The organism is Streptomyces sp. RG80 (genome assembly GCF_040446465.1).
In the GTDB taxonomy this organism is placed as follows: domain Bacteria; phylum Actinomycetota; class Actinomycetes; order Streptomycetales; family Streptomycetaceae; genus Streptomyces.
In genome coordinates, this window is record NZ_JBEAAJ010000009.1 from 528,691 (window position 1) to 552,042 (window position 23,352).

General features: G+C 71.4%; 19 protein-coding genes and 2 rRNA genes. 5 read left to right on the forward strand and 16 right to left on the reverse strand.

Features of this window, described 5'->3' with window-relative positions; translation table 11 throughout:
• Window positions 1–31 precede the first annotated feature (31 nt).
• The gene (gene pyrG, locus ABKA17_RS32175) at window positions 32–1,681 is read right to left on the reverse strand and encodes a CTP synthase (protein ID WP_353695821.1); all 1,650 of its coding nucleotides are present in this window, start codon (window positions 1,679–1,681) and stop codon (window positions 32–34) included.
• 509 nt (window positions 1,682–2,190) lie between these two features.
• Here pyrG and ABKA17_RS32180 point away from each other — a divergent pair.
• Both ABKA17_RS32180 and ABKA17_RS32185 read left to right on the forward strand, forming a co-directional pair.
• Window positions 2,191–3,993, forward strand: a complete 1,803-nt coding sequence (locus ABKA17_RS32180; protein WP_353695852.1) for a glycoside hydrolase family 15 protein — start codon at window positions 2,191–2,193, stop codon at window positions 3,991–3,993.
• A gap of 69 nt (window positions 3,994–4,062) precedes the next feature.
• Window positions 4,063–5,445: an FAD-binding oxidoreductase gene (locus tag ABKA17_RS32185; protein WP_353695822.1), complete on the forward strand. Its 1,383-nt coding sequence runs from the start codon at window positions 4,063–4,065 to the stop codon at window positions 5,443–5,445.
• Window positions 5,446–5,465: 20 nt separating this feature from the next.
• Here ABKA17_RS32185 and ABKA17_RS32190 read toward each other — a convergent pair whose 3' ends face one another.
• Window positions 5,466–6,962, reverse strand: coding sequence for an APC family permease (locus tag ABKA17_RS32190; RefSeq protein WP_353695823.1), 1,497 nt, complete (start codon window positions 6,960–6,962; stop codon window positions 5,466–5,468).
• Window positions 6,963–7,185: 223 nt separating this feature from the next.
• Between ABKA17_RS32190 and ABKA17_RS32195 the strand changes: the two genes are divergently transcribed.
• Window positions 7,186–8,814, forward strand: a complete 1,629-nt coding sequence (locus tag ABKA17_RS32195; RefSeq protein ID WP_502994436.1) for a PucR family transcriptional regulator — start codon at window positions 7,186–7,188, stop codon at window positions 8,812–8,814.
• Window positions 8,815–8,827: 13 nt separating this feature from the next.
• Here ABKA17_RS32195 and ABKA17_RS32200 read toward each other — a convergent pair whose 3' ends face one another.
• The 6 genes from ABKA17_RS32200 to ABKA17_RS32225 all read right to left on the reverse strand — a co-directional run bounded on the left by ABKA17_RS32200 (window position 8,828) and on the right by ABKA17_RS32225 (window position 15,001).
• Window positions 8,828–9,964 (reverse strand): glycosyltransferase family 4 protein, encoded by a 1,137-nt coding sequence (locus ABKA17_RS32200; RefSeq protein ID WP_353695825.1) that lies wholly within the window; start codon window positions 9,962–9,964, stop codon window positions 8,828–8,830.
• A 223-nt stretch (window positions 9,965–10,187) separates the two neighbouring features.
• Window positions 10,188–11,045 carry a hypothetical protein gene (locus ABKA17_RS32205; protein ID WP_353695826.1) on the reverse strand — a complete coding sequence of 286 codons (858 nt, stop codon included), beginning with the start codon at window positions 11,043–11,045 and terminating at the stop codon, window positions 10,188–10,190.
• A gap of 74 nt (window positions 11,046–11,119) precedes the next feature.
• Window positions 11,120–12,838, reverse strand: a complete 1,719-nt coding sequence (gene recN, locus ABKA17_RS32210; protein WP_353695853.1) for a DNA repair protein RecN — start codon at window positions 12,836–12,838, stop codon at window positions 11,120–11,122.
• 156 nt (window positions 12,839–12,994) lie between these two features.
• Window positions 12,995–13,900 (reverse strand): NAD kinase, encoded by a 906-nt coding sequence (locus tag ABKA17_RS32215; RefSeq protein WP_059196707.1) that lies wholly within the window; start codon window positions 13,898–13,900, stop codon window positions 12,995–12,997.
• Entirely contained in the window at window positions 13,897–14,712 is an 816-nt protein-coding gene (locus ABKA17_RS32220; protein WP_353695827.1) for a TlyA family RNA methyltransferase, read from the reverse strand. Before ABKA17_RS32220 ends, ABKA17_RS32215 begins: the two co-directional genes overlap by 4 nt.
• 7 nt (window positions 14,713–14,719) lie before the next feature.
• Window positions 14,720–15,001, reverse strand: a complete 282-nt coding sequence (locus ABKA17_RS32225; protein WP_353695828.1) for a hypothetical protein — start codon at window positions 14,999–15,001, stop codon at window positions 14,720–14,722.
• 42 nt (window positions 15,002–15,043) lie between these two features.
• Between ABKA17_RS32225 and ABKA17_RS32230 the strand changes: the two genes are divergently transcribed.
• Window positions 15,044–15,391 (forward strand): SCP2 sterol-binding domain-containing protein, encoded by a 348-nt coding sequence (locus tag ABKA17_RS32230; protein ID WP_353695829.1) that lies wholly within the window; start codon window positions 15,044–15,046, stop codon window positions 15,389–15,391.
• Here ABKA17_RS32230 and ABKA17_RS32235 read toward each other — a convergent pair.
• The 4 genes from ABKA17_RS32235 to ABKA17_RS32250 all read right to left on the reverse strand — a co-directional run bounded on the left by ABKA17_RS32235 (window position 15,375) and on the right by ABKA17_RS32250 (window position 19,477).
• Complete coding sequence (locus ABKA17_RS32235; RefSeq protein WP_353695830.1) at window positions 15,375–16,286, reverse strand: ABC transporter ATP-binding protein; 912 nt, start codon at window positions 16,284–16,286, stop codon at window positions 15,375–15,377. The genes ABKA17_RS32230 and ABKA17_RS32235 overlap by 17 nt on opposite strands.
• Window positions 16,283–17,320 (reverse strand): FecCD family ABC transporter permease, encoded by a 1,038-nt coding sequence (locus ABKA17_RS32240; RefSeq protein WP_353695831.1) that lies wholly within the window; start codon window positions 17,318–17,320, stop codon window positions 16,283–16,285. The genes ABKA17_RS32235 and ABKA17_RS32240 overlap by 4 nt, the downstream gene beginning before the upstream one ends.
• On the reverse strand, window positions 17,317–18,360 hold the full coding sequence (locus tag ABKA17_RS32245; protein ID WP_353695832.1) for a FecCD family ABC transporter permease: 1,044 nt from the start codon (window positions 18,358–18,360) through the stop codon (window positions 17,317–17,319). Before ABKA17_RS32245 ends, ABKA17_RS32240 begins: the two co-directional genes overlap by 4 nt.
• Before the next feature lie 88 nt (window positions 18,361–18,448).
• Complete coding sequence (locus ABKA17_RS32250; RefSeq protein ID WP_353695833.1) at window positions 18,449–19,477, reverse strand: HAD hydrolase-like protein; 1,029 nt, start codon at window positions 19,475–19,477, stop codon at window positions 18,449–18,451.
• Between the two features lie 72 nt (window positions 19,478–19,549).
• Between ABKA17_RS32250 and ABKA17_RS32255 the strand changes: the two genes are divergently transcribed.
• A complete protein-coding gene (locus tag ABKA17_RS32255; protein ID WP_353695834.1) occupies window positions 19,550–20,842 on the forward strand; it encodes a DUF1015 domain-containing protein in 1,293 nt (430 codons plus the stop codon).
• Between the two features lie 61 nt (window positions 20,843–20,903).
• Here the strand turns inward: ABKA17_RS32255 and ABKA17_RS32260 are convergent, their stop codons facing one another.
• From ABKA17_RS32260 to ABKA17_RS32275, 4 genes are all read right to left on the reverse strand, one after another.
• Window positions 20,904–21,653, reverse strand: coding sequence for a hypothetical protein (locus ABKA17_RS32260; RefSeq protein ID WP_353695854.1), 750 nt, complete (start codon window positions 21,651–21,653; stop codon window positions 20,904–20,906).
• Window positions 21,650–22,888: a hypothetical protein gene (locus ABKA17_RS32265; protein ID WP_502994438.1), complete on the reverse strand. Its 1,239-nt coding sequence runs from the start codon at window positions 22,886–22,888 to the stop codon at window positions 21,650–21,652. The genes ABKA17_RS32260 and ABKA17_RS32265 overlap by 4 nt, the downstream gene beginning before the upstream one ends.
• A 160-nt stretch (window positions 22,889–23,048) precedes the next feature.
• A 5S ribosomal RNA gene (gene rrf, locus ABKA17_RS32270) occupies window positions 23,049–23,165 on the reverse strand.
• A gap of 106 nt (window positions 23,166–23,271) precedes the next feature.
• Window positions 23,272–23,352 (reverse strand): 23S ribosomal RNA (locus tag ABKA17_RS32275); the annotation flags it as partial.

Consider the following 23,352-nt stretch of genomic DNA (forward strand, 5'->3'; position numbering starts at 1 on the left):
CGCGCGCCCCGGCCACCGTACAACTGTTGTGCTACTTGGACGTCTTCCGCTCGACAGCCGCCTTCACCAGGCCCGCGAACAGCGGATGCGGCCTGGTCGGACGCGAGCGCAGCTCGGGGTGCGCCTGGGTCGCCACCAGGTAGGGGTGGACGTCCCGCGGGTACTCGACGTACTCGACGAGCTTGCCGTCCGGGGAGGTGCCGGAGAACAGGATGCCGGCGTTCTTCTCCAGTTCCGCGCGGTAGGCGTTGTTCACCTCGTAACGGTGGCGGTGCCGCTCCTCGACGTACTCCTTGTCGTCGTACACCTCGCGCACGATCGAGCCCTCGGCCAGCTTGGCCGGGTACATGCCGAGCCGCATGGTGCCGCCCATGTCGCCCTCGCCGGCGACGATGTCGAGCTGCTCGGCCATCGTGGAGATGACCGGGTGCGAGGTGGCGGAGTCGAACTCGGTGGAGTTGGCGTCCGGGATGTCGGCCAGGTTGCGCGCGGCCTCGATCACGATGCACTGCAGGCCCAGGCAGAGGCCGAGCAGCGGGATCTTGTTCTCGCGGGCGTACTTGATCGCGCCGACCTTGCCGAGCACACCGCGGTCGCCGAAGCCGCCGGGGATGCAGATGCCGTCGACGTCACCGAGCTGCGCGGCGGCGCCGGCCGGGGTCTTGCAGTCGTCGGAGGTGACCCACTTGATCTTGACGCGGGCCTTGTTGGCGAAGCCGCCCGCGCGCAGCGCCTCGGTGACCGAGAGATAGGCGTCGGGCAGGTCGATGTACTTGCCGACCAGGGCGAGGGTGATCTCGTGGTCGGGGTTGTGGACGCGGTCGAGCAGGTCGTCCCAGGTCGTCCAGTCCACGTCGCGGAACGGCAGGTCCAGCTTGCGGACGACATAGGCGTCCAGACCCTCGCCGTGCACGGTCTTGGGGATGTCGTAGATCGACTTGGCGTCGGGGCAGGCGACCACGGCGGACTCGTCGACGTCGCACATCAGCGAGATCTTGCGCTTGATCGCGGTGGGCACCTCGCGGTCGCAGCGCAGCACGATCGCGTCCGGCTGGATACCGATGTTCCGAAGCGCCGCAACCGAGTGCTGGGTCGGCTTCGTCTTCAGCTCCCCCGACGGGCCGATGTAGGGCAGGAGGGAAATGTGGACCACGAAGACGTTGTCACGGCCGACCTCGTGCCGGACCTGGCGGACCGTCTCCAGGAACGGCAGCGACTCGATGTCGCCGACCGTGCCGCCGACCTCGGTGATGACCACGTCGACCTCGTCGGTCGCCATACGCCGGATGCGGTGCTTGATCTCGTTGGTGATGTGCGGGATGACCTGCACGGTGTCGCCCAGGTACTCGCCCCGCCGCTCCTTGGCGATCACCGTCGAGTAGACCTGGCCTGTAGTGACATTGGCGCTGCCGTCCAAGTCACGGTCCAGGAAACGCTCGTAGTGTCCGATGTCCAGGTCGGTCTCGGCGCCGTCGTTGGTGACGAACACCTCACCGTGCTGGAAGGGGTTCATCGTGCCCGGGTCCACGTTCAGATACGGGTCGAGCTTCTGCATCACGACGCGCAGGCCGCGCGCCTTGAGCAGCATGCCGAGGCTGGAGGCCGTCAGGCCCTTGCCGAGAGAGGAGGCGACACCCCCGGTGACGAAGATGTGCTTGGTCGTCGTGGATTTGGGTGGCATGGCCAAGACGGGGCTCCCGTGGTCGCGATCTGGGGTGCGGGGCGGCGCTACGACCGGAGATCTCCGGCGTCGCCGTCGCTGCGGTCGGGGGTTTTATCCACCACCGGTCCACGGGCTACCAGGGTATCAGCGCCTCGGCGGGATGGCTTCCGGCCACGCTCCGCGCACGCGCCGACACCGTCGTGCACGCGTCTCACGTTTCTCACCCGTTGCTCACCCGATCGGCCCATCCGCGTTGCCCGGAGCGGCACACAGATCATCTACGTGCGTCGTATCCTGCTCGGACATTCGCTGCCGAGCCCGGCCGGCAACACGGCACCACCCCCGCCCGTAAGCACCGGAACAACGAGAGCTCGTCAGTTCGTTGAGTATTGATCGGCGTTTTGCCTCGCAGCCCATCGGCTGCTTTGCTTCACCGCTCAACGACGCATTACAACGACCCCTTGACCGCACTAGCGACAGCCCCCTTTTCCTCGGGGGGTGACGTGGCCGTTCGACTGGAGTTGCACGTGGCCGGGCGCATCGAAGACTACGCACTCATCGGAGACATGCAGACCGCCGCCTTGGTCTGCCGGGACGGCACGGTGGACTGGCTGTGCCTGCCGCGCTTCGACTCGCACGCCATCTTCGCCGGTCTGCTGGGCACCGAGGAACACGGCTTCTGGAGACTGGGCCCCGCGCACGCGGCCGACGCCCAGCCGCCCACCGCGGCCCGGCGCACCTACCGCGGCGACTCTCTGATCCTGGAGTCCGAGTGGGACACCCCGCGCGGCACGGTCCGGGTCACCGACTTCATGCCCCCGCGTGACGGCGCCCCGCAGCTGATCCGGATCGTCGAGGGCGTCACGGGTCGCGTCCCGATGCGGTCCGCCCTGCGGATGCGTTTCTCGTACGGCCGGGTCGTGCCCTGGGTGCACAAGCACGACGGTCGTACGGTGGCCGTCGCGGGCCCCGACTCGGTCTGGTACGACACCGAGTGCGAGACCTACGGCAAGTCGCTGACCACGTACTCCGACTTCACGGTCGCCCCGGGTGACCGGATCGCCTTCACCATCTCGTGGCAGCCCTCGCACAAGGAGCCGCCGCCGCTGCCCGAGCCGGAGCAGTCGCTGGAGCTCACCGAGGAGTTCTGGCGCGACTGGGTGGAGCACTGTACGTACCACGGCCCGTACCGCGAGGCCGTCGTCCGCTCCCTGATCACGCTCAAGGCCCTCACGTACGCCCCGACGGGCGGGATCGTCGCCGCCCCGACGACCTCCCTGCCCGAGGACATCGGCGGCGTCCGCAACTGGGACTACCGCTACACCTGGCTGCGAGACGCCGCGATCACCCTCTCCTCGCTGCTGCGCACCGGCTACCGCGAGGAGGCCCGCGCCTGGCGCGAGTGGCTGCTGCGCGCGGTCGCCGGGGACCCCGAGAACCTCCAGATCATGTACGGCATCGCGGGCGAGCGCGAGCTGGGCGAGGCCGAGCTGGACTGGCTGCCCGGCTACGAGAACTCCGCCCCGGTCCGGGTCGGCAACGGCGCCGCCCACCAGCTCCAGCTGGACGTGTACGGCGAGGTCACCGAGGCCCTGCACCTGGCGCACATGACGGGCCTGGCCCGCAACGACTACGCGTCCCTGCTCCAGCTCAAGCTCATCCGCTACCTCGAGGACCACTGGGACGAGCCGGACGAGGGCATCTGGGAGGTGCGCGGCCCGCGCCGCCACTTCGTGCACTCCAAGGTGATGGCCTGGGTCGCCGTCGACCGCACCATCAAGCTCATCGAGTCCGGGGACGCGGACGGCCCGCTGGAGCGCTGGCGCGAGCTGCGCGACGACATCCACCGGGACGTGTGCGAGAAGGGGTACGACAAGGAGCGCAACACCTTCACGCAGTCGTACGGCTCGAAGGAGCTGGACGCCTCCCTGCTGCTGATCCCACAGATGGGCTTCCTGCCGCCGGACGACAAGCGCGTCATCGGCACCATCGAGGCGATCCAGCGCGAGCTGTCCACGCCGGACGGGTTCATCCTGCGCTACCCGACCGAGGGCGAGAGCGAGGGCGTCGACGGTCTGCCCGGTGACGAGGGCGCCTTCCTGGCCTGCTCGTTCTGGATGGCGGACGACCTGGCGATGATCGGCCGGGTGGACGAGGCCCGCAAGCTCTTCGAGAAGCTGCTGGCCCTGCGCAACGACCTCGGACTGCTCGCCGAGGAGTGGGACCCGCACCTCAAGCGCCAGGTCGGCAACTTCCCGCAGGCGTTCAGCCACGTTCCGCTCATCGACACCGCGCTGCGACTGACCGCGTCGGGCGCGTACGGCGGCTGAGCGCGCCACTTGGGCCGCGCGCGCCTAGGCTGGGATCGACCACAGCCCCTGCACGAAAGGGGGCGCCCCATGGCATCCCCGTCGAAGGCGGGCGCGGCCCTCACCGCGCTGCGCGAGGATCTGGTCGGCGACGTGTTCGCCCCGGGCGATCCGGGCTATGACGAGAACCGGACCGTCTTCAACGCGATGATCGACCGCCGTCCGGCGGCGATCGCGCAGTGCGTGTCCGAGGACGACGTCGTACGGGCCGTGCGGTTCGCCCGTGACCTGGATCTGCCGATCGCGGTGCGCGGCGGCGGCCACAGCGTGTCGGGCATGGCGCTGAACGACGGCGGCCTGGTCGTCGATCTGCGGCATCTGCGCGCGGTCACCGTCGATCCGGCCGCCGAGGCGGTACGGGTCGCGGGCGGCGCCACCATGAGCGACCTGGACCGGGCCTGCGAGCCGCACGGTCTCGCCACCACCGGTGGACGGGCCTCGACCACCGGGGTCGGCGGCTTCGTGCTGGGCGGCGGCACCGGCTGGCTGGACCGCTGGTGCGGGCTCGCCGTCGACAACCTGCTCGGCGTCGAACTGGTCACCGCCGCCGGCGAACGGGTCCATGCGAGCGCCGACGACAACCCCGAGCTGTTCTGGGGCCTGCACGGCGGCGGCGGCAACTTCGGCATCGCCACCGCGCTCACGCTGAAGCTGCACGAGCTGCCCGCGTTCGCCATCGCGATGGTGTTCTACCTCCCGGAGTTCGGGCGTGAGGTCACCCGCACCTACCGCGACGTCATCACGGCCGGCCCGGACGAGGCGAGCGGCGCCGTCCTCTATCTCACCGGCCCGCCCGAGGAGTTCATACCGCCGCACCTGGTCGGCACGCTGCTGTGCGGTGTGCTGCTGACGTACGCCGGTTCCGAGGCGGACATGCGCAAGGTGGCCGAGCCGCTGCTGGCACTGCCGCACGAGGCCGAGATCGTGGGGGCGATGCCGTATGCCGACGTGCAGTGCATGATCGACGATCCGCCGGGGATGCGGAACTACTGGTCGGCGGAGTATCTGACGGGCGCGCCCGACGACTTCGTGGACGTCTACTGCGCCCGTGGCGAGGCCCTGCCCGTGCCGACGGGCACCATGCACGCCCTGTTCCCGCAGGGCGGCGCCATCAGCAGCGGCCCGCACGAGTTCCCCGTGCCGTACCGGGACGCGCCGTGGGGCGTGCACCCCTTCGGACTGTGGGAGGACCCGGCGGACGACGAGCGATGCGTCCAGTGGGTCCGGGACGTGCGCGCCGACGCCCAGCCGTGGAGCACGGGCGCGGTCTACCTCAACTTCATCGGCGACGAGGGCGCGGACCGGGTGGTCGCCGGGCTGGGGGCCGAGAACGCCCGGCGACTGGCGGATCTCAAACGGGAGTACGACCCGGACAACGTGTTCCGCTACAACCACAACATCAGGCCGGCCTGAGCGCCCTCGGCGTCCGCTCCTCACACGTTGACGGGGGCTTCCTCGGTGCGTTCGGACGCGTCCTCCAGGACGATCCGGCCGATGACGGCGTAGCGCTCGGGCTGCCTCGCCTTGAGGTAGAAGCCGAGGCCGAGGCCGCCGAAGAAGACCAGGCCGACGATCCACGGGATGGCCTTGAAGAAGAGCGAGTCGGCCGCCGTGCCGGCCGCGGTGTCGAGGTTGGTCACCAGCAGGCCGACCACCGCGATCATGCCGAGGCCGCCGAGGAGCGGGGCGGTGAAGGTGCGGAACCAGTGGCGGTCCTCGGGGTGGTTCTTGCGGAAGTACCCGATGACGGCGAAGGAGCACAGGGTCTGCACGATGAGGATCGCCATCGTGCCGAGGATCGCGAGCAGGGTGTAGAGGTGCAGGAAGGGGTCCTGGCCGGTGAGCCAGAAGGCCGCCACGAGCGCGACCGCGATGACCGACTGGACGAAGGACGCGATGTGCGGGGAGCCGTGCTTGGCGTGTGTACGGCCCAGGGCCGGGTGCAGGAAGCCCTCGCGGCCGATGGCGTACAAGTAGCGGGCCGCGCACTGGTGGAAGGCCATGCCGCAGGCGAACGAGCCGGTGATCAGCAGCCACTGGAAGGTGTCGACGGCCCAGGCGCCGATGAAGGACTGCGTGGGGTCGAAGAACAGGTCGAGGGGGCTCGCGGAGGAGGAGACCTCGACCGATTCGGCGAGGCCGTTGCCGGCGATGGTCATCCAGGAGACGTAGATGTAGAAGATGCCGACGCCGATCACCGAGATCAGGGTCGCGCGCGGGATCACCCGCTTCGGGTCGCGGGACTCCTCGCCGTACATGGCGGTCGACTCGAAGCCGACCCACGACCAGAACGCGAAGAAGAGGCCGAGTCCGGCGGAGGTGCCGGTGAAGGCGTTCTTCGGGTTGATCGGCTCCAGCGGGATGCCGTCGGGGCCGCCGCCCTTCAGGAGTACGGCGGTGGCGACCACGAAGAGGACCGCGATCTCGGCGATCAGCATCACGCCGAGGGCCTTCGCGGTCAGGTTGATGTCGAAGAACGCCAGCACCGCGGTGACCAGCAGCATGGCGACGGCGTAGACGATCCAGGGCAGGTCGACGCCGAGCTGGTCGTGGACGGTGGTCTTCGCGAAGTAGGAGAAGACGCCGACGATGGACGCCTCGAAGACGATGTACGCCAGCACGGCGAGCATCCCCGAGGCCATCCCGGCGATCCGGCCCAGGCCGTGCGAGATGTAGCCGTAGAAGGCGCCCGCGGCGGTGATCCGCCGGGCCATGGCGACGTAGCCGACGGAGAACACCGTCAGGACGAGCGTCGCGAAGAGATAGCCCGCGGGCGCGCCCGTGCCGTTGCCGAAGCCGACGGCGATGGGCAGGTTGCCGGTCATCGCGGTGATCGGCGCGGCGGTGGCGACCGCCATGAACACGACGCCGACCAGGCCGACGGAATTCGCTTTGAGCCGGTGCACCTCTCGCGTGGGCTTGTCTGTCATTCCCGCCCCCATCCATGGTTAATGACAACGAATTCCGAACATCAAACAGCTCTTCGGTTCCGGATGCGTCAGTGTGTCGGTGAGGTGACACATGCCACAAGCGACACGCGGTCATGCAATTCGACCGCGGGCGCGACGGATTGTCGGGCCCGCGGGCCCGGTGATCGTCCCCGTAACCGCTCGGAGATGTCCCCGACGCATGCGCGCGGGTAGCGTCCGGCTCATGGACAGCGGATTCGACAGCCAGGGCGCCGGCATCACGGTTCAACGGGCGCTGGAGCTGCCCGGCCTGCGCAGCGGCCTCCCGGAGATCCTCGCGGGCGCCGACCGGCTGCAACGGCCCGTGCGCTGGGTGCACGCGGGCGAGGTGCCCAACATCGCCTCCCTGCTCAAGGGCGGCGAGCTGCTGCTGACCACGGGCTACGGGCTCGGCACCCGCCCGGCCGAACAGCGGGCGTTCGTCCGCACCCTCGCCGAGCGCGGTATCGCGGCCCTGGTCATCGAGCTGGGCCCGCGCTTCACCCGGCTGCCCGCGGCCCTCGTCGACACGGCCCGGACGACCGGGCTGCCGCTGGTCCAGCTGCACCGCGAGGTGCCGTTCGTGACGGTGACGGAGGAGATCCACACCGAGATCGTCAACGGGCACTACGCCCTGCTCCAGCGGGCCGAGGAGGTGCACCGGCGCTGTACCGAGGCCCTGTTGGGCGGCGGCGGGGTGCCGCAGGTGCTGGGCATCCTGGCCGACTTCAGCGGCAACCCGGTGTTCCTGGAGACGACCGACGGCCAGCTGCTGTACGCCGCCGGCGCGGGTCCCGAGGGCGCGGACCCGCTCCAGGTCTGGGAGGGGCTGCGCGGCCTGCACAAGGACACCCCGCCGGCCGGCTCGGTCCTGGTGGACGTGCCCGGGGGCGGGCCGGGCACCGGCTCGGTACGGGCCCGCCTGGTCCTGCTCCCGGTGCGCTCCCCGCTCGTCCCGGTCCATCGGATGGCGGCCGAGCGGGCCGCGGGCATCCTCGCTGTGGTGCTGATGCAGGCCCGGCAGGAGGAGGAGCTGGCGGCGCGGGGGCGCGGCGACTTCCTGACCGACCTCGCCGAGGGCCGCATCGCCGCGGAGGACGCGCCCGCGCAGGCGCGCGTCCTGGGCTTCAAGCCGGGCCACAGCCCGCTGCTGCCCGTGGTGATGCGGCTCGGCGACGCCCTGTCACCCGGCGGCGGCTGGGCGGTACTGGCGCGGGCGGTCTCCGAGGAGCTCGCCTCGGTGGGGGTCCCGGTGCTCCTCGGGGTACGACCGGTCGAGGGCCGCGTCCTGGTCCTGCTCGGCCTGCGCTCGGAGTCGGAGCGCGCCGCGGTCGCGGACCGGGTCGCGGCGGCGCTGCGGGCCGGTGTGGAGCGGGCCGGGATGCAGCGGGCGGGGGCCCAGCCACCGGTGGTGGTCGTCGGCGTCGCGGGCGGCTGGGCGGCCGCCTCCGCGGGGCTGCGGCACGCGGCCGAGACGGCGACCGCCGCGCAGGGCCTGTCGGACCGCCCCTGGTACGACGCCCGGCGCCTCGACATCGACCTGCTGCTGTGGCGGCTGCGCGACCATCCCGACCTGGCGGCCTTCGTGGACCGCGCGATCGGCCCGGTCCGTGACCACGACAACCGCTCCAAGCCGCCGCTGCTGCCCACCCTGGAGACGTATCTGGCACACGCCGGCCGCAAGGCGGAGACGGCACGCGAACTGCACCTCAACCGCCAGACGCTCTACAACCGTCTCGCCCGGATCGGCGAGTTGCTCGGCACCGACCTCGACGACCCGCAGACGGTACTGGCGTTGAGCCTGGCGCTGCGGGCCCGCCGACACGTCCCCTAGGCCTCCCAGGCTCTCAGATGAGCGGCCGCGGCTGGGTCAACTCGTCGTAGACGCTGAGCACTTGGGCGACGGTCTCGTCCTCCGTCGGCCAGGTCGCCGCCTGTCGTACGCCCTTGTCCCGCAGCTCCTCGCAGCGCGAGGGATCGCCGAGCAGGCGTACGACGGTGTCGGCGAGGGCCGCCGCGTCGCCGTACGGCACGAGTTCGGCGGCGTCGCCCACCAGTTCCGGCATGCTGCCGACGGCGGTCGCGACGAGCGGCACGCGCGCGTGGAGGGCTTCCTGGGCGAGGACGGAACGGGACTCCCACCTGCTCGGCAGCAGCGCGAGATCGGCGGCGGCGAGCAGCTCGGTGACGTCGTCGCGCCGTCCGATGAGCCGCATCGGCAGTTCCTCCTCCTCGATCCGGCGCTGCAACTCCGTACGCAGCGGCCCCTCCCCCGCGATCACGACGAGCGGCACCGGGTCGAGGTCCCGCCAGGCGCGCGAGGCGTCCAGCAACGTGTCGTATCCCCGGTTGCCGTCGAGGGAGCCGACGGCCATCAGCAACGGCCGCCCGGTCGCCCCGAGTTCGGCCCGCACCTTGGGCCGCAGCCGGTCGGGGTCCTCCAGCCGGACGGTCTTGCGGACCCCGGGCAGGGCGACGGCGGCGAGCCGCGCGTCCCGTGCCCCCGTGGTCCGCGCCCGGTCGACGAGGGCCGAACTGGCGCCGAGCACCACGGAGGCGGCCTTCACGACCCGCCGCTCCAACAGACGCACCAGATGGGCGCGGGCACCCTCGGCGTGCGCCCGGTCGTGCCAGGTGACGACGAGCGGTGTCCGCCGGCCGCTGAGCGCGAGCACCGCGCGGAACGAGGCGTGCAGCCCGTGCGCGTGGACGAGGTCGGCGTCCGCGCAGGCCGCCCGCAGCGCGGCGACGGATCCGGGGTCGCTGCTGCGCGGCACATGCACATGCTCGGCACCGGCCCCGCTGAAGTCGTAGGCACGATCGGCCTCGACCGGGGCGCACACGGTGACCTTCACGCCCCTCGCGACGAGCCCGGAGGCCAGGGACCGCACATGAGCACCGCTGCGGGCGTTGCCGCCGCCGAGCACCTGAACGGTGCGCAGAGCCGGCTGGCCGTGCGGTGCGTGGCTGCTCACGGGGGTCACGTGGCCGGGGCTCCTGGTTCGGCGTCGGGCGGTCACGAGGAAACGTACAGAAGGTATCGAGCGGAGGGGTGGACCGCGCGCTTCCTACGCGTACTGCGTTATGGGCCAAGGATGCCAGCACGTACGGGTGTTCCGGGAACGCCGGGGGTGTGGGGGTTCTGGGAGGAGAGGCGGCAGGTCACTCACACGGGTGAGAAACGGGGCGTGTTCGTAGCGAACGGGGTCATTCGGAACGGGTGGGGTCACCGGGAGCGTGCCGGAAGCGACCAGGGTCACAGGGGGCGCCCGAGCGGCGGCGCGGCAGCGACCGCGCGATGCCGCTCACCCGGTCCCCGTACCCGGCCGCGGCGACGACAGCTACGGCATGGGCGAGCAGCCCCGCCCGCCCGTTGCCCGCGACGACGGCGACTCCCAGAGCCGCGCCCAGGGCGTGCGCCCCGGTGTCGCCGAGCATCCCGCGCTCCCCGAGATCCGCCGGCAGCACGGCAGCGGCGGCGCCCACGGTCGCGGCCGCCAACTCGCCGCCGGGCCCCGCGCGCAGCATCCCCGGCACCCCGAACGCGACAACCGAACCGGCCGCCCGCCCCGGCCGCACATCCACCAGGTTGACGAAGTGCGCCGCCCCGGCGATCACGACCCCGGCCAGCACCTTGTCGACGACCCGCTTCTCGAGGAACGCCCCGGCGACAAGCCCGGCGGCCGAGATACCGAACAACTTGACGGCCCCGCTGGTGACTTCGCCGCCGCGGAGGGCGGAGAGATGCGCGCGGAAGCCCCTGCGGGGGTCGTGGGCGCCGGCGACATCGTCGTACGCCCCACAGGCACCCGCAGCCGCCACGGCGAGCCCGGCGGCGGGGTGGACGCGGGCGGCGGCAAGCGCGGCGACGGTCGCGGTGGCCGGCCCGGCGTACAGCCCGACAGTGCGCCCGGCGTAGTTCTCCCGCTCCCAACGGCCACGGCCACCGGGCGCCTTGGCCCGGAGGGCGCCGACGGCGGTACGGGTGAGGGCGGCGGCGAGAGCGAGGGCGGCGGGGCGGTTGGAGGCAGCGGCGAGAGCCACGGCGGCGGGGCGGCTGATCATCCGGTCACCCTGAGCCGCACCTCCCGCAGACCGGCCATCCCGACCCGCCCCGAGCCACAACACCTCGCGAAGCCCTACGCGTCCGCCCGAGCCGCCTCCAGCAACTCCTCCGCGTGTGCCCGGGCCGTCTCCGAGTCCTCCTGGCCGGCCAGCATCCGGGACAACTCCCGTACCCGCTCCTCACCTTCGAGCACCTTCACACCGGAGCGGGTGACGGACCCGTCGTTGGTCTTCTCGACCAGCAACTGCCGGTCGGCGAAGGCGGCCACCTGGGGCAGGTGGGTGACGACCACGACCTGCGCGGACTTCGCCAGCTTCGCGAGGCGCCGCCCGATCTCGACCGCCGCCTTGCCACCGACACCGGCGTCGACCTCGTCGAAGAGGTAGGTCGGCACGGGGTCGGTCCCCGCGAACACCACCTCCACGGCCAGCATCACGCGGGACAGCTCACCACCGGAGGCGCCCTTGGCGATGGGCCGCGGCGGAGCACCGGGGTGCGGCGCGAGCAGCAGCTCGACCTCGTCGGCGCCGGACGGCCCGTACGCGACCGTACGTCCGTCGACCTCGACGCCCTCGGGATCCTCGGTCTGCCGGATGTCGAAGGACACGCGCGCGTGCGGCATCGCGAGCGAGGCCAACTCCGCGGTGACGGCGGCGGCGAACCGCGAGGCCGCCTCCGCCCGGGCGTCGGTCAACGCCTGCGCCAACCCGCCCAGTTCGGTCCGCAGCGCGTCCCGCTCGGCGGTCAGCTCGTCGATCCGCTCGTCGTCGCCGTCGAGTTCGGTCAGGCGCGCGGCCCCCTGCTCGGCCCAGGCCAGCACTGCGGCGACATCCTCGCCGTACTTCCGCGTGAGCGCGGTCAGAGCCGCCCGCCGCTCCTCGACGGCCGCCAGCCGCAACGGATCCGCGTCGAGATCGTCGGCGTACCCCGCCAGCTCCCCCGCCACATCGCCCAGCAGGATCCCGATCTCCCCGATCCGGTCGGCGAGCGCGGCCAGGGCCGGGTCGTGCGACCGTACGGCGTCCAGGGCCCGCTGGGCGCCCGCGACGAACGTGGCGGCGTCGATGCCCTCGGGGTCCTCGGGATTGCCCGCGAGAGCCGCGTGGGCGGCCGTGGCGGCGGACGACAGCGCCTCGGCGTGTCCGAGCCGCTCCGCCTCCTCCGCCAGCTCCACGTCCTCGCCCGCGCGCGGCTCGACGCCGGCGATCTCGTCGAGGCCGTAGCGCAGCATGTCGGCTTCCTGGGCCCGCTCACGCGCGCGCGTGGTGATCTCGTCGAGCTCGACGGAGACCGCCCGCAGCCGCCGATACGCCTCGGTGTACTTGGCGAGCGGCACGGCGACGGCGTCCCCGGCGTACCGGTCGAGCGCCTGCCGCTGCCGGGACAGCTTCAGCAGCCCCTGCTGGTCGGTCTGCCCGTGCACGGCGACCAGCTCGTCGGCGAGCTCGGCCAGCACACCCACGGGCACACTCCGCCCGCCCACATGCGCCCGCGACCGCCCCTCGGCGGAAACGGTACGGCTGATCAGCAACGCCCCGTCGTCGAGCTCGGCCCCGGCCTCCTCCGCCCGCACGGCCACCGCCGCGCCCGCGGGAACGCTGATCCGCCCCTCCACGACCGCCTTCTCGGCCCCGATCCGCACGAGCGCCGGGTCCGCCCGCCCACCGAGCAGCAGCCCCAGGCTGGTGACCACCATGGTCTTGCCCGCACCCGTCTCACCCGTGACAGCGGTGAACCCGGGCGACAGCTCGACGACCGCGTCGTCGATGACTCCGAGCGACCGTATCCGCATCTCTTCCAGCACGGTGAAGACCTTACGAGGTCGGGCTGGGAGAGTGCGAGGTGCCCTTGTCACCCGGCCGAGGGAAGCGCCCCGAAGGGGCGCGGGGAACTGCGCGAGCAACCACAAACCACCCGCACCCGCCAACGCTCCTCGAACACCCGAGCTCTAATGCGGAGCCCCACGCCACCCGGAAACAGGCAACGCGAACTTCGCCACAAGCCGGTCGGTGAAGGACGCATGGTGCAACCGAGCCAGCCGCACCGGCACAGCCCCCCGCCGCACCTCGACCCGCGCCCCCGGCGGCAACTCCACGGTCCGCCGCCCGTCACACCACAGCACCCCCGGCGGAATGTGCGGCAGAACCTCCACAGCCAACACGGAATCCGGCGACGTCACCAACGGCTTGGCGAACAGCGCGTGCGCGGAGATCGGCACCATCAGCAACGCCTCGACCTCGGGCCACACCACAGGCCCACCCGCGGAGAAGGCGTAGGCGGTAGATCCAGTAGGCGTCGACAGCACGATGCCGTCACACCCGAACCCGGTGACCGGCCGCCCGTCGATCTCCAGTACGACCTCGAGCAACTTCTCCGCGCCGGCCTTCTGCACCGCCGCCTCGTTCAGCGCCCAGTCGGTGTGCACGATGTCCCCGTTGCTGTGGACCACCACATCAACGGTCATCCGCTCCTCGACCTCGTACGCCTTGGTCACCACCCGGTCGACGACCTTGTCGAGATCGTCCCGCTCGGCCTCGGCGAGGAACCCGACGCGCCCCAGGTTGACGCCCAGCATGGGCACCCCGGACGCCCGGGCGAACTCGGCGCCCCGCAGCAGCGTCCCGTCCCCGCCCAGCACGATCAGCAGCTCGCACCCGTCCAGGCACTGCGGAGTCGCCTCCTTGACGAGCTCCACTTCCTCCGGCAGGGGCAGATCAGCGGCCTCGTACTCCAGGACCCGCACGCCGATGCCCTCACGCAGCAGCCCCTTCACGACCAGCTCGGCGCTGCGGATCGCCGCAGGCCGACCGGTGTGGGCGAGCAGGAAAACAGTACGAGCTCGGTTCTGTGTCAACGAGGCCCCTCCGCCACCGCACGGTCAACGTCGGCCGAGTCCAGGGCGGGCGCCCCGGCACGCAGCCACAGAAAGTATTCGACATTCCCCGAGGGTCCGGGCAACGGACTTGCCGTGACGCCCTTCACCCCGAGCCCGAGTTCCCATGCCTTCTCGGCCACTGAGCGCACGGTCTCCGCCCGCAGCTGCGGACTCCGTACGACTCCCCCGCTGCCCAGCCGTTCCTTCCCCACCTCGAACTGCGGCTTGACCATCATCACCAGGTCGGCGTCCGGCTTCACGCACCGCACCAGGGCGGGCAGCACCAGCCCGAGCGGGATGAAGGACAGATCCCCCACGACAAGATCCACAGGTTCCCCATCGATCGCTTCAAGCGTCAACTCGCGTACGTTCGTACGGTCCTTGACGGTGACGCGTTCATCGCTCTGGAGAGTCCACGCGAGTTGGCCGTATCCGACGTCCACGGCGACGACGTGCGCGGCGCCCGACCGCAGCAGCACATCCGTGAACCCACCGGTGGACGCCCCGGCGTCCAGCGCCCGTCGCCCCTCGACGGCGAGCCCCCGCGGCACGAACGCGGCCAGCGCGCCGGCGAGCTTGTGGCCGCCCCGGGACACGTAGTCGGGATCGCCGTCGTCGTCCGTGACGACGATCGCCGCCGCGGTCTCCACCTGTGTGGCGGGCTTGGTCGCGACGGTCTTGCCGACGCTGACCCGCCCGGCGGCGATCAGCTGGCTGGCGTGCTCGCGCGAGCGCGCCAGCTTCCGACGGACCAGCTCGGCGTCCAGACGACGACGTGCGACTCCTGCCACGTTCGGTTCAGCTCCTGTGTTGTCCGTACGGCGGTGAGGGCGCCGGAGGTCCCGGGCGGGCGTCGAGCGCGGTGAGCGCGTCACGCAGCCCTCGGTGTACATCCTCGTACACCTCGACGTGTCCGTCGGTGGCGAGGTGGTCGGCGTCGGTGAGCCGCTCTATCCGCTCGTCGACCTCGGCGTTGCCGGTGGGGGTGCGGGGCACGTTCAGCGGAGCGGGGGCGGCCGGGTCGTACTCCGGCTCCACGGCCTCCGCGAGGCTCTCCGTCTGCGGACTTGCGTCGCTCATGCCCCGACGCTACCGCGAAGGGCGGGTGTACCGTCGATCGCGATGGCCACGATCGAGGAGTGCCGCGCCGCACTCGAGAAGCTCTCCGACTCCATGCAGCACGCCGAGGGGGACGCCCGCACGGCGGCGGCCCTGGACCGGTCCGTCAGCTGCCGCATCACCGACCTCGACATCACCTTCGTGGGCCGGATGACCGGCGGCCGGATCGTCGTCCAGGACACCGTCCAGGGCGCTCCGAAGGAGAAGGCCCAGATCAGGCTGACCATGAAGGGCGACGACCTGGTGGCCCTGGTCGACGGCGAGCTGAACTTCGCGAAGGCCTGGGGCTCGGGCCGGATCAAGCTCGAAGCCGGCCTGCGCGACCTGTTCCAGCTCAGGAAGCTTCTTTAGCCCCGACCCGCGCCTCTTCACGCGCGCGTGCCCGCTCGCCGCTCGTGCGCGCCTTCCGCGCCGCCGGCACCACCAGCGGCGTGCCCGTCTCGGGGTCGTCGATGACCTGGCAGCGCAGCCCGAAGACCTCCTCCACCAGCTCGGCCGTGACGATGTCGTTCGGCGCCCCCTCGGCGATCACGCTGCCGCCCTTGAGGGCGATCAGGTGGGTGGCGTACCGGGCGGCGTGGTTGAGGTCGTGCAGCACGGCGACCAGCGTGCGCCCCTGCTCCTCGTGCAGCTCGGCGCACAGGTCCAGGACGTCGATCTGGTGCTGGATGTCCAGGTAAGTCGTGGGCTCGTCGAGCAGCAGCAGCGGGGTCTGCTGGGCGAGCGCCATCGCGATCCACACGCGCTGCCGCTGACCGCCGGAGAGCTCGTCGACGTACCGGTCCGCGAGTTCGGCGACCCCGGTCTGGGTCATCGACTCCTGGACGACCCGCTCGTCCTCGGTCGACCACTGGCGCAGGATGCCCTGGTGCGGGTACCGGCCGCGGCCCACCAGGTCGGCGACGGTGATCCCGTCGGGCGCGATGGACGACTGCGGCAGCAGACCCAGGGTCCGCGCGACCTTCTTCGCGGGCATCGACTGGATGACCTGCCCGTCGAGCAGCACCCGGCCCTGGTTCGGCTTCAGCATCCGCGACAGCGCCCGCAGCAGCGTGGACTTGCCGCACGCGTTCGGGCCGACGATCACCGTGAAGGAGTTGTCGGGGATCTCCACCGACAGCTGCTCGGCGATGACGCGCTGGTCGTAGGCGAGGGTGACGTTCTCGGCGGAGAGGCGGTTCACGGTACTCCTTGGGATGTTCTCGTTCTCCGAACCGCGCGGGTCCTGAGGGGTGCGGGCGCTCATATCCGGCCCGCCTTCCGTTCGGTGACCAGCAGCCACAGCAGATAGACCCCGCCGAGCACACCGGTGACCACGCCCACCGGCATCTGGTCGGCGCCGAAGACCTTCTGCGAGATCCAGTCGGCGCCGACCAGCAGGGCTGCGCCCATACACAGCGACGGCAGCAGGTTGGGGCCGGGCGCGCGGGTCAGCCGCCGGGCGAGCTGCGGCGCGGTGAGCGCCACGAAGCTGACCGGACCGGCGGCGGCCGTCGCGGTCGCGGTGAGCAGGACGGCGGCGACCATCAGCAGCCCCCGCACCCGCTCGACGCGCACCCCGAGGGCGTTCGACACGTCGTCGCCCATCTCCATCAGCCGCAGCCCGCGCGCGTTGGCGAGGACGAGGGGTACGAGGACGGCGCACAGCCAGAGCAGCGGCCACACCTGCTCCCAGTCACGGCCGCTGAGGGACCCGGTCATCCAGACCATCGCCCGGGCCGCGTCGACAATGTCGGAGACGGTGAGCAGATAGCCGTTGACCGCGGTGAGGATCGCGGACACACCGATGCCGACCAGGACCAGCCGGTATCCGTGCACGCCCTGCTTCCAGGCGAGCAGATAGATGGAGAGCCCGGCCACCAGACCGCCCACCAGCGCCCCGACGGTGACCTCGGCCGCGCTCCCGGAGAACAGCACGATCATCACGAGCGCCCCGGCCGTCGCCCCCTGCCCGAGGCCGAGGATGTCCGGACTGCCCAGCGGATTGCGGGACACCGCCTGGAACAGCGCCCCGCCGAGCCCGAGCGAGGCCCCGACCAGCAGCCCGACGAGGACCCGCGGCAGCCGCAGTTCGTTGACGATGAACTCCTGCCCCGCGTTGCCGTTCCCGAGCAGCGTCTTGAGCACATCGCCCGCGGAGATGGGGAAGTCGCCGGTGCCGATCAGCACGACACTCGCGGCGAGCGCGGCGGCCAGCAGCAGGAGTACGACGGTGAGGGCACGGACGTCGAGACGGACCGAGAGGCCGCCCGGCGTCCTGATGGCACGGTTGGTCTTCACAGCTGCGCCGTCCTCCGCCGTCGTACGAGAAAGATGAAGACCGGGCCACCGAGGATCGCGGTGACGATACCGACCTGAAGTTCGGAGGGCCGGGCGACGATCCGGCCGATGACATCGGCGCCGAGCAGCAGCACGGGCGACAGGACGGCCGCGTACGGCATGATCCAGCGCAGGTCGGGCCCCGTGAAGGAGCGCACGACGTGCGGCACCATCAGACCGACGAACACGATCGGTCCGCACGCGGCGGTCGCGGCCCCGCACAGCACGGTGGCCGCGAGCATCGACAGCGCCCGGGTGCGGTTGAGGTTGGCGCCGAGGGCCTTGGCGGTGTCGTCGCCCATCTCCATGGCGTTGAGCGGCCGGGCGAGGGCGAGGGCGAGGAGCGTGCCGGCCGCGAGGAACGGCAGGACCTGGAGGATGGTCGACTCGCTCGCCGAGGACAGTGAACCCACCGTCCAGAAGCGCATCTTGCCGAGCGCGGCCTCGTTCGTGATCATCACGGCCTGGAGATAGCCGTAGAGCGCGGCGCTGATCGCGGTACCGGCGAGCGCGAGCCGTACCGGAGTCGCCCCCCGGCTGCCGCCGAGGAACCACACCAGCGCCCCGACCGCGGCCGCGCCGAGGAAGGCGAACCAGACGTAGCCGGTCAGGCTCGTGACACCGAAGTACGTCATGGCGGTGACGACCGCCGCGGACGCCCCCGCGTTGATGCCGAGCAACCCGGGGTCGGCCAGCGGATTACGGGTGAGCGCCTGGAGGACGGCCCCGGACAGCCCGAGTGCGGCACCGGCCAGCAGGCCGAGCAGCGTGCGCCACACCCGCTCGTCGACGACGACGTCCGCGTACGTGCCCGAGTCCTCGAACAGGCCGTGCCACACCTGCCCCATCGACAGCTCTTTCGCCCCGATCGCGATGCTCGCCAAGGCGACGAGCACCAGGATCGCGACGGAAACGAGCAGCCCAAGGGCCCGTATCGCCTGTCGGGTCGGGGGCGCGGGGGCGGTCTCCGCGCGCTGTTCAGGGGGACTGTCGACCAACACGCAGTTAGGTTAGCCTACCCTCGGAACCAGCCACGATTCCGCTGCACGGGTTCACAGGAAGACCGCCAAGTGCCCCGCCCGCCAGGCCTCACAGCCCCAGTCGGGCGAGCGCCTTCCCCCCGTCCAGCTCGCACGTTCCCGCACCGGCCGCCGTCCACGCCGCCGCGCACAGCGCCCGCAGTCCGTCCAGCGCCTCCCCGTCGCCGTCCAGTTCCAGCCGGTCGCTGCCGGCCGTCGCCGTCCAACCTCCGCACCGAAAGCCGCCGTTCGCCTCGACGACCTCGGGCTGCCCGGTGAGCATGCCCCGCAGATCGGCGTCGACATAGGTCGGCCGGTGCTGCGGCGGCGCGGCCAGCAGCTGGGCGCCGTCGGTCACTCCGGTCAGCACCAGCAGCGAGTCCACCTCGCCGTTGAACGCGCCCTCGATGTCCGTGTCCAGCCGGTCCCCGACCACCAACGGCCGCTCGGCGCCGGTCCGCAGGATCGTCTCCCGGTGCATCGGAGGCAACGGCTTCCCCGCGACCTGCGGCTCGGCACCGGTCGCGATCCGCACGACCTCCACCGCCGCCCCGTTGCCCGGCGCGATCCCCCGCCCGCTCGGAATCGTCAGATCGGTGTTGGACGCGAACCACGGCACCCCGCGCGCGACGGCGTACGAAGCCTCCGCGAACCGCCCCCACGGCAGATCGGGACCACCGAACCCCTGCACCACGGCAGCCGGATCGTCATCGGCGGACTCCACCGGCTCCAGCCCCCGCTCCCGCAACGCGACCCGCAGCCCCTCACCACCGATCACCAGCACCCGCGCCCCCGCCGGCACCTGCTCGCTGATGAGCCGCGCCACCGCCTGAGCCGAGGTGATGACGTCATCGGCCCCGGTCGGTATCCCGAGCTCGGTCAGATGCTCGGCGACGGTGTCCGGCGTCCGCAACGCGTTGTTGGTGACATACGCGAGATGCATGCCACCCGCGCGGGCGGTGGCCAGCGACTCGACGGCGTGCACGATCGCGTTCCCACCCGCGTACACGACACCGTCGAGGTCGAGCAGCGCGGTGTCGTACGCCTCGCTCAGTACCCGGCCACTGCCCTCGGGCCTCGTCCTGACGCTCTGGCTCATTCCGCATCGCTCCTCACTGGACGGCTTTCCCCCGATCATCCCTCACGCCACTGACACACGTACGATGCCGGGATGAACACCGCAGGTCACTCGGAAGCAACGGCGCCCCGAGGCCTGGAACTCACCCCGTTCCGCGGCCTTCGCTACGACCCCGAACGGGTCGGCAGCCTGGCGGCCGTCACATCCCCGCCGTACGACGTCGTCGTACGCCCCGACGGTGTCGTCCACCTCCAGTCCGCGGACCCGCACAACATCGTCCGGCTGATCCTGCCCCAGGCGACCACCCCGGCCGCCCGCAACGAACAGGCGGCCGACACCCTGCGCCGCTGGCTCGCCGAAGGCGTCCTGGCCGCCGACCCCGAACCCTGCCTCTATGTCTACGAGCAGCGCGCCGACGACGGCATGCTCCAGCGCGGCGTCATCGGCACCCTGCGCCTGTCGGATCCCTCCGAGGGCGTGGTCCTGCCGCACGAGGACGTCATGCCGCACGTCATCGCCGACCGCGCGGCCCTGATGCGCGCCACCTCCGCGAACCTGGAGCCCCTGCTCCTCACCTACCGCGGCGACGGCTCTGCGTCCGACACCACAGGCGTCGTCGAACGTACGGCCGAGCAGGAGCCGCTCCTCTCCACCACCACCGAGGACGGCTACAGCCACCGCCTCTGGTCGATCACCGACCCCGCCGACCTGACCGCGATCCAGTCCGACCTGGCCCGCCACCAGGCTCTGATCGCCGACGGCCACCACCGCTGGGCGACCTACCGCCGCCTCCGCGCCGAGCATCCCTCCCCCAGCCCCTGGGACCACGGCCTCGTCCTCCTCGTCGACACGGCCCGCTACCCCCTCCGCGTCCGCGCCATCCACCGCCTCCTGCACGGCCTGCCGGTGGCGGAGGCCCTGGCCCCCCTGGAGGGCCTGTTCCGCATACAGCGCCTGGACGTCCCGTTGGCCGAGGCCCTGGACGCGCTCGCCGACGCGGCCTGCGCGGGCAACGCCTTCCTCCTCGCCGGCGACGGCGCCTTCCACCTCCTGGACCGCCCGGCCCCGGACCTCCTCGCCCGTACGATCCCCACCGACCGCCCGGCCGCCTGGCGCACCCTGGACGCGACGGTCCTGCACGCCACCCTCCTCGACCACGTCTGGCACGTCCCCGAGAACGACCCCACCCGCATCGCCTACATCCACGACACGGCCGCCACGGTCCGCAAGGCGGAACGCGACGGCGGTACGGCCGTCCTCATGCACCCGGTCCGCGAGGAGGTCGTCCGCGACCTGGCCCGCCAGGGCGTCACGATGCCCCGCAAGTCGACATCGTTCGGCCCGAAGCCGGCCTCGGGCCTGGTACTGCGGGCGCTGGAACTCTGAATCGAGGTACGCAAAAGGGCGGGACCCCATGACCGGGGTCCCGCCCTTTTACGTAGGTACGTCAGTCCTTGTCGTCTTCGTCGAGCTCGTCGAACTCGTCGACGCCCTCGTCGCCTTCCTCAGCCGACGCGTTCACGCCCTCGGCCTCGGCCTCGGAGACGTCCTCGCTCTCGCTCTCGTCGATGGCGTCGACGAACTCGACACCGTCCATCTCGGCGAGCCGGTCCGACGCGTCCGTGCTGCCGTCCTTGTCGGACTCCACGGCCTTCGCGAACCACTCCCGAGCCTCACCCTCACGCCCGGCGGCAAGCAGCGCGTCGGCGTAGGCGTAGCGCAGTCGCGCGGTCCACGGCTGTACGGAGTTGGAGGCCAGCTCCGGGCTCTGGAGCGTCACGATGGCCGCGTCCAACTGCCCCAGATCACGCCGCGCACCGGCCGCGACCAGCCGCATCTCGACCTGACCGGCCTTGTCGAGCTTGCTCACCTCGGGCGCCCCGGCCATGTCCAGCGTCTTCTCGGGTCGCCCGAGCCCACGCTCGCAGTCAGCCATGAGGGGCCACAGCTCCACGCCACCGGTCATCCGCCGTGCGGCCCGGAACTCGGCGAGCGCCTCGCTGTACTTCTGGTTCGCGTAGGCGGCGAACCCGGCCGCCTCACGCACCGCCGCGACACGCGAGGCCAGCCGCAGGGCCACCTTGGAGTAGCCGTACGCGCCCTCGGGGTCCTCGTCGATCAGGCGGGCGACCATCACCAGGTTCTTGGCGACGTCCTCCGCGAGCCCCTTCGGCAGGCTCTGCAGCTCCTGCTTCACGTCCTTGTCGATCTCGTCGCCCGTGACGTCCTCGGGGATCGGCAGCCGCTTGATCGGCTCCCGGTCCCGGTCCCGCTCGTCACGGAACCGGCCGCCACCACGCCGGTCGTCCCGACGGTCGTAACCGCCGCGGCTGTCGCCACGCTGGTCGTCGCGACCGCGGAACCCTCCGGGACGGCCACCACGGTCGTCGCGACGGGGCCCACGGGCACCCCGGTCGTCCCGGCCACGGAATCCACCACGGTCGCCGCTGCGGTTGTCGCCACCGCGGTTGTCATCGCGGCGGAAGCCACCGCGGTCGTTGTCACGGCGGTCATCGCGTCGGTCGTCGCGGCGTTCGTATCCGCCGCCTCGGTTGTCGTCGCGTCGGAAGCCGCCGCGGTCGTCGCTCCGGCGGTCGTCACGCTGGCCGTAGCCGCCGCCCCGGTTGTCGTCACGCCGGAAGGCCGGGCGAGGACCACGGTCGTCATCCCGACGCGGCCCGCTGGGACGGTCATCGCGACGGAAGGCCGGCCGGTCACCGTCCCTGCGGAACCCGCGGTCACGGTCGTCCCGACGCGGCCCACTCGGGCGATCGTCCCGTCGGTCGTCACGGCGCTCGTATCCACCGCCGCGGTTGTCATCGCGACGGAAGCCGCCACGGTCGTTGTCACGCCGGTCATCGCGGCGTTCGTATCCGCCGCCTCGGTTGTCGTCGCGTCGGAAGCCGCCGCGGTCGTCGCTCCGGCGGTCGTCACGCTGGCCGTAGCCGCCGCCCCGGTTGTCGTCACGCCGGAAGGCCGGGCGAGGACCACGGTCGTCATCCCGACGCGGCCCGCTGGGACGGTCATCGCGACGGAAGGCCGGCCGGTCACCGTCCCTGCGGAAACCGCGGTCACGGTCGTCCCGACGCGGCCCACTGGGACGATCGTCCCGACGGAACGCCGGACGAGGACCACGGTCCCCTTCACGCCGGTCATCACGCCGGTCGTCGCGGCGGCCGTAACCGCCTCGGCTGTCGCCGCCGCGGTTGTCGCCACTGCGGTTGTCGCCACTGCGGTTGTCGTCACGTCGGAAGCCACCGCGGTCGTCGCCCCGACGGTCATCACGTCGACCGTAGCCACCGCCGCGGTTGTCGTCACGCCGGCCGTAACCACCGCGGTCGCCGCCACGGTCGTTGCCTCGGTCGTTGTCGCGCCGGAAGCCACCGCGGTCACCACGGTCGCCGCGGTATCCGCCCCGGTCACCGCGGTCATTGCGGTCACCACTGTCCCGTCGCCGCTGGTCGCGCTCCGGTCGGTCGTCGGGAGAGTTGGTGGACATGGGTGACTCCTGTCTCGGTACTGCAAGCATTGTAAAAACAAAAGGACCCCTGGTCCCAGCTGAACGCTGGGACCAGGGGTCCTTCCAAAGATTGTTCGGCGGCGTCCTACTCTCCCACAGGGTCCCCCCTGCAGTACCATCGGCGCTGTAAGGCTTAGCTTCCGGGTTCGAAATGTAACCGGGCGTTTCCCTCACGCTATGACCACCGAAACCCTAATGGTTTCGAGCGAACAAGCACACTCTGTAGTTATGCGTTCTGCTCAAAAAACCGGCAACGGTCGTTGCCTCAGAACTAACACAGTGGACGCGAGCAAATATGGACAAGCCCTCGGCCTATTAGTACCGGTCACCTCCACCCATTACTGGGCTTCCAGATCCGGCCTATCAACCCAGTCGT

Excerpts from the sequence above, each read along its gene's own strand:
- ABKA17_RS32265 (WP_502994438.1), bottom strand. The coding sequence starts at position 22,888 with ATGACCGCGGTGACCGGGGCGGATACCGCGGCGACCGTGGTGACCGCG.
- ABKA17_RS32225 (WP_353695828.1), bottom strand. The coding sequence starts at position 15,001 with ATGAGCGACGCAAGTCCGCAGACGGAGAGCCTCGCGGAGGCCGTGGAG.
- ABKA17_RS32190 (WP_353695823.1), bottom strand. The coding sequence starts at position 6,962 with ATGACAGACAAGCCCACGCGAGAGGTGCACCGGCTCAAAGCGAATTCC.
- recN (WP_353695853.1), bottom strand. The coding sequence starts at position 12,838 with ATGCGGATACGGTCGCTCGGAGTCATCGACGACGCGGTCGTCGAGCTG.
- ABKA17_RS32235 (WP_353695830.1), bottom strand. The coding sequence starts at position 16,286 with ATGAGCGCCCGCACCCCTCAGGACCCGCGCGGTTCGGAGAACGAGAAC.
- ABKA17_RS32185 (WP_353695822.1), top strand. The coding sequence starts at position 4,063 with ATGGCATCCCCGTCGAAGGCGGGCGCGGCCCTCACCGCGCTGCGCGAG.
- ABKA17_RS32230 (WP_353695829.1), top strand. The coding sequence starts at position 15,044 with ATGGCCACGATCGAGGAGTGCCGCGCCGCACTCGAGAAGCTCTCCGAC.
- pyrG (WP_353695821.1), bottom strand. The coding sequence starts at position 1,681 with ATGCCACCCAAATCCACGACGACCAAGCACATCTTCGTCACCGGGGGT.
- ABKA17_RS32250 (WP_353695833.1), bottom strand. The coding sequence starts at position 19,477 with ATGAGCCAGAGCGTCAGGACGAGGCCCGAGGGCAGTGGCCGGGTACTG.
- ABKA17_RS32205 (WP_353695826.1), bottom strand. The coding sequence starts at position 11,045 with ATGATCAGCCGCCCCGCCGCCGTGGCTCTCGCCGCTGCCTCCAACCGC.
- ABKA17_RS32195 (WP_502994436.1), top strand. The coding sequence starts at position 7,186 with ATGGACAGCGGATTCGACAGCCAGGGCGCCGGCATCACGGTTCAACGG.
- ABKA17_RS32255 (WP_353695834.1), top strand. The coding sequence starts at position 19,550 with ATGAACACCGCAGGTCACTCGGAAGCAACGGCGCCCCGAGGCCTGGAA.